The sequence below is a fragment of the Vibrio sp. T3Y01 genome, assembly GCF_013114525.1.
Classification (GTDB): Bacteria; Pseudomonadota; Gammaproteobacteria; order Enterobacterales; family Vibrionaceae; genus Vibrio; species Vibrio chagasii_B.
Map to the genome: position 1 here is coordinate 176,729 of NZ_VTXJ01000008.1, position 14,484 is coordinate 191,212.

The window sequence follows — 14,484 nt, forward strand, 5'->3', positions numbered from 1 at the left end:
TTTTGCACAATTGCATCAAGTGCACCACACTTGAAATAATCAATTTTTGATTAATACTTGGCCTTGGGCACGCCCAATTTAAACAAAACAATTAAGAGAAGTTGAAATGTTTAAGCAGATGATATTAAGCATTGCCTTGATGGGACTCACAGCACTATTACACGCCGCTCAATTGGTCGATCTAGTTAATCCAGAGTTTCAGATACCCTGTAAAGATGGTCCCGATGATATGGTCATCGGAATGCCTGGCCTAATTTCTGAGCTGTCCGATGTAAAATGTACGACCTACGGTCAAATACTTACAGCGCCAGAAGGCTTCATATGGAAGATTGCTGGTACCCATAACGGAGCCATGAGCCTTTTGGCTCAAAACGGCGTCGATGAGATCAACGAAGTTGGAAATAAAGCTTACTTTATCTCTATCGAGGGGAAGCAACTTAGTTATGATGAAATAGTGAATGTATTTGATACAAAACTAAGCGACGTTTTATTGCAAAAGACTAAAGAGCAGATCTTAGCTCAACAGGCAGAACTGATTGAAATAACGGCTATAAATAATAAAAATTTAACACAAAACGTTTATATATTCATGATAAAAAAATACACTTTGGGGTTTGTTTGCACACCAAAGTGTATCAAGTGGGCATTTACCATTGAGGATTCACCTCTATAGACGGCCGCCAAATAACCTTAATATTAATAGTGATATATCGAAACTGTATAGTTAATATTTTCCGTAAGGGAAATAATCTAACCTAATGCTGATTATTCTATGAAGAGTTACTAACGTACACCACATGTCTTTGCAGATAAAATAGGTAATATGTATTTTTCACTCACTATATGCTTCGTGTTGAACAATTATTTCTCAAAAATGAGAATGGACGACGTGGAATCAGCAGCGAATCTTAAGTGAAAGATTAAAATTATGCTTTATACTGATGTTTATGTATTCCTAACGAAGCACTTGGGCACCCCAATCTCGTTAAATGCTCTTCTCTTAAAACAAAAAAGACTCAATTAACTAGGCCTTCTATGTTTGCAAACAAAAAAACTAGCCCAACAACGCTAGTATTTCTTTCTTTTATCCCTTGTGTATTGGCTCTCACTTTTTTGTATCTCAATTTTGGGCGTTCACTGGATGAGCAAGCCAACCAGAAAGCAATGAATATTGTTCAAGAAGTAGATGAGATTCTTGAGTTTGGTAAGGAGACCAACACGAGTGCTTTAAAGCTATTGCTAAACTCTAATGCCTGTGAAGATGAAGCCCTAGCCCTTAGACATCTGGTAGCAACCATACCTTACGTACGAAGTGCCAATCTAGCGAAAGACAATGTTATCTTCTGCACCTCTATTTGGGGTGAAGGCAATTACAAATATGATCCTACCGCATACACTTCAGGACAATTACTGCTGCTTAATGGAAGTAATGTTGATACTTCTCACCCTCTTATCGTGGTGAGGTCAACGTTGGATGATCACGCGGCATTAAGTGGGATTGATAGCCTTTACCTAAGAGAGTCGCTCACTTCAGGCAGCAAGTTACGGTCATTTATTGCGGTCGGTGATAAGTGGCTTGATAGTAAAGAGTTGACCGTAAAGACAAACCCAGTAGAAAAACTCATCTCTTGGCATCAAGTGTCATCAAAACAGTTTCCTTATAGCGCACATGCAGGGTTTGCTTACCCTAATATGCTGACGGCATTCTGGGCCAAGGATAAACAATACATTGTAGCCATCATACTGCTGCAAACTCTGTTTGCCCTTTATCTTATATGGCTATCAAGGCGTCCCTCTAATCTATACCTCGAAATCGAGCGAGCAATGGAAAGAAAAGAGTTTGTCCCGTACGCTCAGCCGATTGTGGATAGTAAAACTCGTACAATACAAGGCATTGAGATCCTATTAAGGTGGAAACACCCCGTGCAAGGCATCGTGAGGCCAGATCTTTTCATTCCTAAGGCTGAAACCTCTGGTCTTATTGTACCGATGACACATCAATTGATGCGGCTTACTGCTATGCAAATTAAGCCTTTCATAGACAAGCTACCCAATGGTTTCCATGTGGGTATAAACATTTCACCCCAGCACTGTTCGAAAGGCACATTACTGGAGGCGTGTCAGGAATTTATCGATATTATTGACTGTGACGACATTACTCTAGTTCTAGAACTCACAGAAAGAGAAGCGCTAAACTACTGCGGTTTAACCGATGATATTTTCGGGAAAATCAAAGCGCTCGGATGCAAGATAGCAATAGATGACTTTGGTACGGGTCACTCCTCTTTGGTTAACTTACAAAAAGTAGACCTCGACTACCTAAAGATTGACCAAACCTTTGTCCGAGACATTGGCGTTGACACAATAACAGGCCACCTACTTCAAAACATGATCACCTTGTCGCACGACTTATCTCTAGATGTTATCGCTGAAGGCGTTGAAACAGAGCAACAAGCAGATTATTTAAGAGAGCGAAGCGTCAGCTACCTACAGGGCTTCTTGTTCGCTAAACCGATTCCACTTGAAGAGTTTTTGAATAATGAAATGAACCCAGAACAAAGAGCTGAATAGGCAAAAGGACGAGATACTAGCGGCGGAAATATCAGCGCTAGATCAAACAAAATGTGCATATATCGGGCATTTCCTGTTCAAATATCACACTTTGCCAATTACAAATTTGCAACATCTACAACATAATGTTCATATTCAACCGTCTGCATAACCTTGTAGAATATCTTTACTATGAAATAAGGGCTTTTCATTTGTAATGATTCTTCTCGTTTGTATTTGCCACCCTTCGGGGTGGCTTTTTTTTATTAAAGCCTTAGGCCGTTTTCATGTCTTCGCACGTACTTACACCGAGCTAACTCGACGAATTTATCAATAAAAACTCTTATCTATTAATGCTTTACACACCATTAAGCTATCTAATACCCTATGCACCGAACCAAAAAATGAGGACCTATCATGTTAAAGTGGACCATATTATTTCTACTACTCAGCACAACATCTTACGCAGCGGCTTCACTAGATCCATTAGGTAATGGGAATATTCTTTAGTATTTAAGGACTCACTTAACTAACTAAGTCTATTGCACTAACACATACAACTTGCGAAAAAAATAAAACGACAAATTGTAATTATGGTATTCCTGCTAATTTTACGTAAATAGCAGAATTTAAGAATCATGATCTGTTCCCTACCCACTGTATATCCACCCTATAAGCATGTAGGTTATTTAATTACCACACTTTCAATATGTACCATGGCATTTATAGCGCTAAATTCCAGATTATATTCCCAGTATCTAATATAGTCATTTGAACATGCCGCTAGATTTTTTAGAGCTTATTAAAAGTACGACCATCTGTTGCGTCAAAAAAAATAATAAGCGACAACTGGCTGACTAAATACATCAGAATAATTAAATCATGCTATAGCTATACACCGAATATATGCCGCTAGTTACTTAGAAATAGTCATTCAACCAATCATTTATAAAATATTAGTTTGCACAGCTGGCAACACAATAAAAATAACTATAATCGCGCAACTCTTTAACAAGCCTACAAAGGCATTTAAACAAAGCGTCCTAACTTACTCGTATTCATCCCAATATGTGAATACACAATGATTCCGCTGAGAATCATTGACCGCACACAACAAAACACCTGATTCCAATGTTGGTTTCAGATAAAAAATAAAGTGGCGGTTAAGCTAGAGAGAAGTATCAATCCCACAATCAAGAACACAAGTCAGCTCATGCAAAACAAGAACATTAAGAAATACACTATTTCAATCGCAGCAATGCTAACAATGGCCCTTACCGGGTGTGGCGGCGGCTCAAGCAGTGGAGGCTCGAATGGCGGAGGTTCAAACGGTAATGGCTCAATTGATCCAGCACCGCTTGTTAAGCTTCCGGCCCTCAAATCACTGAATATTCCCCAAACCAACTTTCAGACAATTAAGCCTTCCAATTTTGACATTGAGCCCGCAAGCAATACGGCATTAAATACGATGGCGTACAAAAATTTACAAGGTGACGAGCGCATATTCGAAGTTGCGTTCCAGCCATGCGAACAGTGTGACGAAGCGGTTATGCCAACGGTTACACGTGTATTCGATATCAACCAAAAGTACACCATGTTTAATATGGACAACTCAACGGTCGCTTGGAAAGGTAAAACATATCATGGCAATTACCCTGTCATCATGGACAAAGAAAGTGGTCAGCTTTATCCCATCGTGATAGACGGTAAGGTGTCAGAATTTGATGCTGAGTTACAAAACGAGAGCCCATTTCTTAGCCAACAGAAACAAGGTGACTTAGCACCGAATGAGACGCTATATAGCTTTGACATTACAGATGACGAGCATTGGCACACAAGAGGAATCTACAAAGCAGTGCTAAAAGATAATGCCTTTGTCTTCAAAACGTTAAAAAGTCGTGCGTATGCCGATGAACGAGACATACAGATAGACGCACAAGGTAACATTCTCGTCGACTACCAAGATCCACCAGAAGATCATGCTGTGAATTATAATCACTATGCCTATATCAAATCTTCAGATGAATATCAGGAACTAGACTATCACGATACGAATTCACGTTATGATTCCTTGAGAGTGGTTGATGGCAAACTAGCAGGGATCGACCGTACACAGCCAAACTACTTTTCATTTGTTACGCCAGTAGGAGACAAGCTAGCCTCGACGCAAAGCCAATACGACATTACTGGCTCTGAAGGGAATACCGTTAATACAAGTAAGCGCAGCCCACAAATTAATGGTTATGACATGAATATTGGATGCGTAGTAAATAAGCTCAATGAGAATAGCTACGACTACGTTGGAGAAAGTGCGCTGATAGACAAAAGTCGCCCCTACTCTTCATTCGATGCATTGAGAGCCTCGCAACATACCCTGTTTTGCGTCGATTACAATGAATCTTGGGTTAAGGAAGGGGTAACAGTCAAAGTATCGGCATTCGATACTGAGACTCAAACATTCTATGACTTTGATACTGGCATAGAGCTTAACAAAGACTTTTACGCACCAGACGTTGATAAATTAACCGCTATCGATGGCGCTGTCGTACAATCTGATCAAACGGTCATGTTGTACATGAATCGAATCAATAGTGACGAAATCGTAGAGTTTTACATCAACCCAATTTTAAAGACGGTTGACCAAAGAACAAATGATGGTTTTATCTCTCCAACGGGATTCGCTTCTTTAATCCACTAGGGTTGAATGCTTTCCTTCACTAGTTTGTGGGAGTCATTCTATTAAACCTACCTCACACAATGCCTGCTCATACAGCAGGCATTTTTGTACTAATCAAAACTCACGGGCGCATGGTGATTCAGGAGCTTAGGAGCAAAGAGTTACCAGATAACATAGCTGAACAATTTGTAGAAAATGGTAAGCTAATTAGTATCTTGTATGATTGGGCATTTAGATCCATAAAGCGAAACACGCTCTGGCTAAGCCATAAAAGGTAAGCACCTAAGGTAAAAGCCCTGCTTGATTATCTCACTCAAGAATTGAAATAACCGGACGCCAATAATGAACACCATTTACCAAATCAGTGACTGCCACCTCTCCGATGAATCCAGTTATGAAAACCTACGTCGAGCGCTTGAATACGTCAATAACGATCAAGAATGCGAAGCTATTTTCCTGACAGGTGACATTTGCTGTAACCCCAAACCCGGTGACTATACTCACTTAGAAACGTTCGTTCGACACCTTACCAACAAATCTATTTATGCGATTGCAGGCAACCATGATGACTCTCGCTTAATGCGTGCAGAACTTAAAGGTTCGACGATCTGCGTGACCGACAGAGCCAACGTTTGTGGGCGAGAGTTTGTGTTCCTCGATTCGAGTTTCAAACCCAAAGACAGCGTTCACCCGCTCGGTTCAGGGCGTATCGATAATCGAGGCCTGGCCCAGTTAAAGAAACAGCTGAGAAAAGCCAGTAACCCTATCATTATTGTTCACCACCCTATCATCCCTGTCGGTGCCGATTGGATGCAAGCAATACGTCTCGAGAACGATTTTTCCATAATGAAGGTGCTTCAGAAATATGGAGTACGAGAGGTGATTTGTGGACATGGGCATGATCAAATAACAACGACACAGCACGGCATTACTCAATATATGGCGCCTTCTACAGCTTATGGGTTCGACCACTCGATTGAGGAGTACAATCGCAGTGATAAGATTGGATTAAGCAAGATCTCCACATCGCAATACTCATTTGATTATCTGGCTATCTACCTTTGAATATTCGTATTTGAACTTGCGCGCTACCGCTAACTGGCAAGCCATTCATCTAACACGGAGATGAATTGGGGGTTTATAAGATAACCAATAGAAGCGTGCGGGTTACTTTGCCCGTCACACACATTGAGATTGTAAATTGGATAAATGTCTTTCATTCCACCAGCAATCAAATCCAGTTTGAGCATCTCTTGAAAGTCATTTTTGATTTTGCTGTCGTGAGAGATAAAGTCATCTTCAGCCGACAAGTTCACCCACCTATGAATATTTAAAGGGTACTTTTTCATGCCCTCTAAACGGCTCCCTTTCAAGCGCTCTTTTACACTCTCATCGCCTAATGGTGAACCTAACGTAACCAGAAGATCGATCTTCTTTTTAGCGCCGTAAGCGTTTCGGTACTCACTGTAATGGGAGAGTTTCCATAACACGTCATAACTGATCATTGTGCCAAGGCTATGTGCGACGATCATCACCTCATCTTGGTTATCTAGCGCCTCTCTCAGCTCCACCATTAATCGATACCTTACGTCGCTACCAAAGTAAGAGTCTTCATACCAATAATGACTCATATCGGGAGCAACTAATGCTATAAGTGGCTCTGCCATTTTCAAACGACTAAGCACAGAAGAAAAAGTATCCGCGAGCGCCTCTTGCAGGAACCCTGCCTTCGAAACTTCACCATACGTTTTCTTATTAAACTGATGGGAGGTGTACCCTTTGAGATCGATCAAAGCCTGTTGTCGGACAAGCGGCTCTTCAGTTGGCTTGTTCAATAATGTGTTTGATAAGTCGCCAAAATACACGAAACGCTTCTCGATATTCTGGAAAGCTTGGAGTGAATCAGAACCTTTACAGTCACGCTGTAATCCATGTTCGATAGCATCGTACCACAATGATTGAAGCGACTCCCTGTCAGGCTTTTGCCCCCGACCGTGGATAAATATAATTTTCTTTGCCATACCTGAAACCTCGTGTTCACTACCGACATTAATCATCGGGCAGCTATTTTCCTGAAAATTAACGAGGATAGAACCGATTAATCTCGCCTCCCTTGTTTTATGCGGCCTACATAACTGAAATGCCCCCTAGCTAAACATCAACTTGTCAGTGTTTCCGCGTAAATGACCCACATATCAGGTGCAAGAATCACATGGGGTAATACTGTTAGATAAGGTTTAACTAGTGCCCTTTCAAACCAGCCCCCTTTATTCTGACACACTGAAATAGGCTCTAAGGCACGATGATGTGTAATAACCACATATACTAGGGGGTAGTGCTTTATACTCAGGGGGAGTATAGTTTTTTCATACACTATCTCACAAACCAAGACTTAAGAGTTTCCATATGAAAGATGTTAAAGGTGTTTTCCGCAACCTAGAGAAGATGCTGAGAAAAGCAAACTGGTTCGAGGATGGTTGGGAGATCTATAACCGTGGAGAGTACCTTCAGTTATATAAAGAGACTTGGTTCAACCAAAAACAGGGCGGTATCCACTTTGAGACCTTTATCGAAGGGCCCCAAATTAAGCAAAAGGCCTTTCCTGTTTGCATGCATGCGGAAGAAGACTGTCCTTCCCAAGCAGAATTTATACGCCAGTTTAAAGCACTAGAAAAAGATCGCATTGAAAGTTGGAAAGGCTACAAAACCCAAGACAGCAGCTACGGGATTTGCCAAAGAACCTTACCCCTAAATTTCAAAAACCTAGAACAGCGCTTGTTCGAGGAATTCAACCGGCTGCGCTCACTTGAAGCCAGTGTAGAGAAAGTACTAGATAGGCTCTAATATGAAAAAACAGAAAAGCCCTTGTATTGATATGTGCGATTTTTCACACAGTAAAGGGTGGTGTTTAGGCTGTGGTAGAACACGAGAAGAGTGTAAGGCTTGGAAATCAATGAAGCCTTACGCTGTTAATGTTCTCAAGAAAGAGCTAGTAAAAAGAAAGGCACAAATGAACCGCTAAACCAAGCTCTATTTGATGTATGAATCCAATACTTTCAGTACCACTTCCATATCTTCTTCACGCTGCACTTTGTCATCTTCTAGTACCACATGCTCTAGAAGATGACCTTTAATGACCTCTCTCATCAAGCCATTCACTGCTCCACGAATCGCTGCAATTTGCTGCAGTACGTCTTGGCACTGTTGCTCGTCGTTATCGAGCATCTTTTTTAAACCATTGACCTGACCTTGTATTTTACTAACTCGGGCCTTTAGTTTTTTCTGATCTTTGGCTGTATGTGACATAACGTAGGTACTCAAGGTAATTAAAAACAAGCGGTTAACTTGTAATGTAGCACTTTAGCGATACTGGGGGGTAGCTTTTCAGTACCCGTTATTACGCCCCCTAGACAAGGGGGTGTTTAAATGACCTACTGATTTATTTTGCATGGTGCTGCAAGTGCTCGATAAAAGCAGGAACCCTCTTCGCAATATGTTTTCTTGAGGCATAAAACGCATACAGAACTAAGTCTGCGGGCTGATATTCGAGCTCCACGATTTCTAATTCACCAGCTTCAACCTCTTCACGACAAAACTCAGCTGGTAGTATCGCAAAGCCTAAACCGGCCAATGCTCCAGCTTTAGCAAGCTGACCACTGTTGACCTTAAATGATGATTTGACTCGCTGTGTTACCCATTCACCATGATCGTCTATAAATACCCAAGGCGTTCCGTTCAATGCGGTAAAGCTACTGATACAGGGCACGTGTTTTAGATCTGTAATCTGAAACGGTTTTGAGCAGGTTTGAAGAAGTTTAGGTGAAGCAACGACTGCACTCGGCCAACGTTGGATTTCTTTGGCGATCCAGCTGTTGTCTTCTAACTTTCCTCGATGAAAACTGACAATAACGTCAAAGCCGTCGATCAGGTCCTCTTTTGGACTGATGCTGGTATCGCAACACAGTGATATGGATGGGTACTGGTTGCAAAAGGAAATAACAGCTTGAGCTAATTCGGCAGAGTCAGGCATTAAGATGTTTAACTGCCCCTGCACCTCTTGAGAGTGTTGTGTGACCTCTTCTATCGCCTGGTTGAGTTTATCCAACAAGGGCTGCGTGCGCTGATAAAGATGCTCTCCAGCTTCCGTTGGAGCAATACGACGCGTGCTTCTCACAAACAGTCTTACGTCTAGTTGTTGCTCTAACAACGCAATATGTCGGCTAACATTTGAAGTCGGTAAACACAGAAACTCTGCCGCTCTTTTGAAGCTATTATTCTCATAAACACAATGAAAACTCTTTAGCCATTGCTGATCAATTTTATCCAGCATATCTCCTCACAGATAATCCCATAGTATTGGATTATAAAGCCAAATATTGCCACTTTATTACCAAAATCAGGCTTATACAATATTCATCACTCGAACAATGGTAATAAAGGTTATCCATGAGCTGGCTAGAAAAACTATTGAATAAGAATAACTTAAAAAGTAATCGTAAAGCGTCAGTCCCAGAAGGTGTCTGGATCAACTGCCCTTCTTGTACTCAAACCTTGTACCATATCGCACTCAAGGAAAACCTACAGGTGTGTCCAAAATGTGGGCATCACATGCGCATGACAGCACGTCTTCGTTTAGAAACATTTCTCGATAACAGCGAACGTACGGAGTTAGGGGATCAACACTACCCAAAAGATCTACTCAGCTTTAAAGACAACAAACGCTATACTGAGCGACTGGCCTCTGCACAAAAAAGTACAGGAGAGGAAGATGCACTGGTCGTGATGAAGGGCGAGATACTTGGAATGCCAGTTGTCGCATGTGCTTTCGAATTTGCTTTTATGGCAGGGTCAATGGGATCCGTTGTAGGCTCTCGATTTGTCGATGCAGTCAATAAAGCAATTGAATCAAACTGCGCACTGGTATGTTTTTCAGCGTGCGGGGGCGCGCGCATGCAAGAATCACTCATGGCATTGATGCAAATGGCGAAAACCAGCGCTGCGCTCAAACGATTGTCTGAAGCTAAACTGCCCTATATCTCGGTACTAACAGACCAAACCTTTGGCGGTGTCTCAGCCAGTTTAGCAATGCTGGGTGACATCAATATCGGTGAGCCTAAAGCGAGAATCGGTTTCGCGGGCCGAAGAGTCATTGAACAAACGGTGCGGGAAAAGCTACCTGACGGTTTTCAACAGAGTGAATTCTTACTCGAACATGGTGCTTTAGACATGATTGTAGATAGGCGTGACATGCGTAAAAAAGTGGCAAGACTTATAGCCATGATGACCAATACCACCCATCAAAAAGCGTGAGCTGAAAGAGCGAAGGCGCTTAATGTAGAGCAGCTCTAAGCCCTAATTATTTTTCCACGATTGATTTAACCACTGCCCCACTCGATTACTTGTTCAGAGGGGGCAGTGTAACCTAACAGCTCAGCATCACTGCGGACACGAGTACAAGGTCAATTATACCGTGGCACTCTTATTTTGAAGATATTCAAGGTATTGATTTAAAACCTCTATATCATCAGACCGCTCGAGTGCTTTTGGATGAGTTTTACGAATCGTATCAATACTATTTTTCACATCCAAATATGATAAAACGGCTTGTTCGGATTCGATGGAAGGTTTGACGTAAGCCTTAGTCCCCTCGAGCACATTACTTAGGTCTAAACGGCTCTCGTTGAACATTTGTTTCATTATCACTGCAGACTTAACCATACCAGAGCGACCATCACCTAACGCACAGTGGACCAACACATTCCCTTCGCGTGTACTCAATAAGTTCAGAACCCGATTCGCTAGACCATCGATATCTTCACTTGAAGGCTGTGTAAGGGCTTTGATTGAAAAGAAGTCCTTGATGTACGTCGTCTTGTTAGAGATATACTCGATATTGTGGCTTGCTAACTGCTTAGTTAGCGATACGATCTCTCTTGCCGACATGCCAGAATCAAGGGAGATCAATGCCGCGACATTGTTACGTTTCAGGTTCTCACAAAACGTCATCAGCTGCGCGCCAGTAGAATAGTTTTTATTAGGTCGGCTAATCGAACCAATTCTAAGCTCAGGGTGAATGTGAATGTTCTCAACTTTCCCCTTGGTGCTAGTGGCCTTTTGAACGACAGTTTTTTTGAATATCGGCTTCTGAACACCTTTTATCTTGTACTTTGCAGGGGTAGATTGGCTAAACTTAGTGCCACTCCAGTCTACCTGGGTTGGTACAGTACCGAACTTTTTGATTTTTACTTCAACGGGAATCCCCAGCTTCGCCGCGGCAATAAACCTGTGCTGTCCATCCAGAATATGAATGCGGCCAGTTTGTGGAGAACGCCAACCAGAAATCAAAATCGGTTCATCCGCCTGCCTTACTATAGAAACCTTTTCATCGATGATAGATTGAAAAACTTCAGGCTGAGCTGGCAATGGAATCTTATTGTCCGATACAACTTTTCCAACGGGTCCTTTTCCATTGAAACACCAGTCAAACGTCTCAAGTACAACGTTTCCAGAAGAGGCACCGTAAGCACTATTCACTTTAAAACTGCCCCCACCACCACTTAAGCCCATCGTTTTGATGGTTTCTAAACGTTCACTGGTTTCTTTCATGAACTTGTACTTTTTAATCGCTCTTATCTTATTTTTTAGATCGCCGATGGCATCGCTCGATATAAATTTAGAACGACGTATAAATTCGTCAGAGATATCGTTAACAACGCTTCTCATGAAGGCCGTTTTAGATAAACGAATCACTCTGATATTTTTCACTACACAAGCATTTACAATAACAGAGAGATTAACATCCAACGCCTTAGCGATCGGGGAAAAAATGGGAATGATGTCTGCTAGAAGTACAATTGAATCAAGCAAAATCGATTCAACATCTTGAATATCTACCTCATAATCAGGATCATTTATCATCTTCTGCGCGACTTGTAAGAACGGAACCTTGTTGTTTAATGCGGTCTCCATTGAGCTTTCAGTAAACAGAACTTCCTTCATTTCGACCAATTTGTCGCTAAGAGATAACTTAAATTCATTCGCAACCAGAGCTTTCAAAAGATAATTCTCTTGGAACTGTTTTTTGGTACCAACCTTTTTAAACGACTGAGCAATCAGGTTAAATTTAAGGAGCGTCGTCTCTTGTACTGCGTCCCACATAAAGTTATCAAATCTATGATTGCGCAGTAAGAAAGGTTTAGGTTGCTCCTGAGTGTCGTCAAAACCTGTTGGAATGTTCAATTTAAAGAAGATAGCGTTTAACGCTTCGTATGATACATCTTTCCAGTTCTCATCCGGTTTAGGCAACACTTCAATCAACTGAGTAACAAGCTCATTATCGGCCCCACCTAGGTAAGTCACTCGGTGATGGAATGCAAATGTGCTGACTAAGAAGTGGCGATGGTTACTATCTTTAGCGAGCACAATTCTGCCGCTCATACCTAGATGAGTTTGCAGCATCAGCACCGCTGGTTTTATCGCTAAAGATATAGCCTCTGTCGTCGGAGCAGACATAAACAAATTAGCAAACAGAGCAATGAAAGCCTTCACTGAATCATCACAGTTCGGAAATTTCTCTTCTACCAATCGATACGCTTCAGCAATACCCTCTGCTTTACCAACCACATAGTCATCAAGAATATTTTTAATCGCATTCTTACTGTAGAAAGGCAGTATTATATCTGCGGATGAAATAATGCTGACATTGCTATTCAAGTCACTTTGATAGATTGATTGGTCACGAATCAGAGTGTTCAAATCCTGCTCGATATCAGAGTTTGTATAATCGACAAACTGCGCATAATATTGACTGTCCGAGTCGAAATTTTCTCTGCCTACTATCTTTTCAATAGCGAGAGTTGATTGACTTTCATCCCCTTCCAGTTCCATGACTTCAGAAAGTACACTAATTAAATGAATAACATCATTAAATCGTTCTACTACTTGGGGTTTTTCATAAACAATAATGTCGTCTAGCTTAATAGCGTCACTGTAAAATAACGCCATGGTATCCATTACCTGAAATTCTAGACCATCCTTAGACTCATCTCGGATCAGTACCTTCTTAGGTATATTATTTTTTAATAAAATTTGGTCGAAAGTTTCGTCCAAATAATCCAATGAAGTGCTCATCTCATCAGATATTGCTGCCATTTTCGCCAGAGCTAAACGGAAAGCAGCTTTATCATCACCTTGAGAGAAAGCATGATAAATCTCTATTTCTCTCGTAGCATCATTAAGCACTTTAGTTATATTAAATTCATCTAAACTATCGTGAATATTTCCGCTTAACGCTCTTTGTACGATGCCGTTTACTTTTTTCTCTGAGATTTTAGCACCCGATTCCGGAATGAGCTTTATCTCTTCTTTGAAGCCAGCGCTGCTAATAGCGAACAGTACTTGCGACTTTTCTGCTTTAAGAAACGTGTAGATCAAAGCGCTTTCTAGCCTAAAATACAAACTGTTCTCATCGTACTTTAAACTTGTGATCGCACTGTTCAATGACTCCCCTAACAAGCCATCATTACGACGCTCGATAAGATCTTCGATATAAATCATTGTTCTCGCAATGCTTGATTTAACAGCGAGGTTTCTAGATTTTTCATCACTTTTATATCGATAGCTAATCGTGTTCATCACACTTACTTTCAAGTTTTGTATGAAAATCAAGCTATTTAAATCATTAATCTTGCTGACTATATAGTGTCTTACGTAGTACTTATCATCGATAGCCTTGTAATCCTTTAAAGAAAGAGATTTATACTCAGCAAGCTCCTTGTTAACAACTTCTAGAATTTGAGACATTTTTTGTATTTTTTCTAGGTTGCTATCACTATTTGAGCATATAACTTCAATTTCTTTAATATCCACATCTCTATGTGAACTACTTAATAACACAAGCTATTTCCTTATTGATACTTTAATTGGGATATTGATGATAACTTACATTATATATTTTTTTAAATACCTTTAATTATTTAAGGCTTTATTAAATTAGTGATAAGGAAATTAGAAAAACACTAATTTAGAGACTAACTTAATTAGTGTTTAGTTTATTAGAAATGCATAAAAAATGAATTACACATTAAATAACCAACAATGTTCTAATTATCTTCAAACATGCATTTGAGGAATTTTATATAAAACATCAGGTAAGGTTATGTAGTCATTCCATGGCCACATAAAATAAAAGAAATATGGTTATAGAGGCTGAATTTTCGGGGCTAAAACACATCGCATAGAGAGGTTGTCCATAAGTC

General features: G+C 40.7%; 11 protein-coding genes. 7 read left to right on the top strand and 4 right to left on the bottom strand.

What is annotated here, in order from left to right; all coding sequences use genetic code 11:
• Positions 1-106: 106 nt before the first annotated feature.
• From F0232_RS11310 to F0232_RS11325, 4 genes are all read left to right on the top strand, one after another.
• Positions 107-673, top strand: a complete 567-nt coding sequence (locus tag F0232_RS11310; RefSeq protein ID WP_105056970.1) for a hypothetical protein — start codon at positions 107-109, stop codon at positions 671-673.
• Between the two features lie 362 nt (positions 674-1,035).
• Complete coding sequence (locus F0232_RS11315; protein WP_105056969.1) at positions 1,036-2,571, top strand: cyclic diguanylate phosphodiesterase; 1,536 nt, start codon at positions 1,036-1,038, stop codon at positions 2,569-2,571.
• Between the two features lie 1,192 nt (positions 2,572-3,763).
• Complete coding sequence (locus F0232_RS11320; RefSeq protein WP_105056968.1) at positions 3,764-5,248, top strand: hypothetical protein; 1,485 nt, start codon at positions 3,764-3,766, stop codon at positions 5,246-5,248.
• Positions 5,249-5,569: 321 nt separating this feature from the next.
• Positions 5,570-6,292 carry a metallophosphoesterase gene (locus F0232_RS11325; RefSeq protein WP_105056967.1) on the top strand — a complete coding sequence of 241 codons (723 nt, stop codon included), beginning with the start codon at positions 5,570-5,572 and terminating at the stop codon, positions 6,290-6,292.
• A 29-nt stretch (positions 6,293-6,321) separates the two neighbouring features.
• Here F0232_RS11325 and F0232_RS11330 read toward each other — a convergent pair whose 3' ends face one another.
• The gene (locus tag F0232_RS11330) at positions 6,322-7,248 is read right to left on the bottom strand and encodes a hypothetical protein (RefSeq protein ID WP_061031901.1); all 927 of its coding nucleotides are present in this window, start codon (positions 7,246-7,248) and stop codon (positions 6,322-6,324) included.
• Between the two features lie 385 nt (positions 7,249-7,633).
• Here F0232_RS11330 and F0232_RS11335 point away from each other — a divergent pair, with 385 nt between their 5' ends.
• Positions 7,634-8,071 carry a hypothetical protein gene (locus F0232_RS11335; RefSeq protein WP_061031558.1) on the top strand — a complete coding sequence of 146 codons (438 nt, stop codon included), beginning with the start codon at positions 7,634-7,636 and terminating at the stop codon, positions 8,069-8,071.
• A gap of 1 nt (position 8,072) precedes the next feature.
• A complete protein-coding gene (locus tag F0232_RS11340) occupies positions 8,073-8,249 on the top strand; it encodes a DUF1289 domain-containing protein (RefSeq protein WP_063524636.1) in 177 nt (58 codons plus the stop codon).
• A gap of 8 nt (positions 8,250-8,257) precedes the next feature.
• On the opposite strand, the gene rcnR is transcribed toward F0232_RS11340, so the two are convergent.
• Positions 8,258-8,533 (bottom strand): Ni(II)/Co(II)-binding transcriptional repressor RcnR, encoded by a 276-nt coding sequence (rcnR, locus tag F0232_RS11345; RefSeq protein WP_008223718.1) that lies wholly within the window; start codon positions 8,531-8,533, stop codon positions 8,258-8,260.
• A 133-nt stretch (positions 8,534-8,666) separates the two neighbouring features.
• A complete protein-coding gene (locus F0232_RS11350; RefSeq protein WP_105056966.1) occupies positions 8,667-9,557 on the bottom strand; it encodes a LysR family transcriptional regulator in 891 nt (296 codons plus the stop codon).
• A 116-nt stretch (positions 9,558-9,673) separates the two neighbouring features.
• On the opposite strand from F0232_RS11350, the gene accD reads away from it, so the two are divergent.
• The gene (gene accD, locus F0232_RS11355; protein ID WP_061031561.1) at positions 9,674-10,537 is read left to right on the top strand and encodes an acetyl-CoA carboxylase, carboxyltransferase subunit beta; all 864 of its coding nucleotides are present in this window, start codon (positions 9,674-9,676) and stop codon (positions 10,535-10,537) included.
• Positions 10,538-10,690: 153 nt separating this feature from the next.
• Here accD and F0232_RS11360 read toward each other — a convergent pair whose 3' ends face one another.
• Entirely contained in the window at positions 10,691-14,122 is a 3,432-nt protein-coding gene (locus F0232_RS11360; protein WP_171750787.1) for a hypothetical protein, read from the bottom strand.
• Positions 14,123-14,484: the final 362 nt, after the last annotated feature.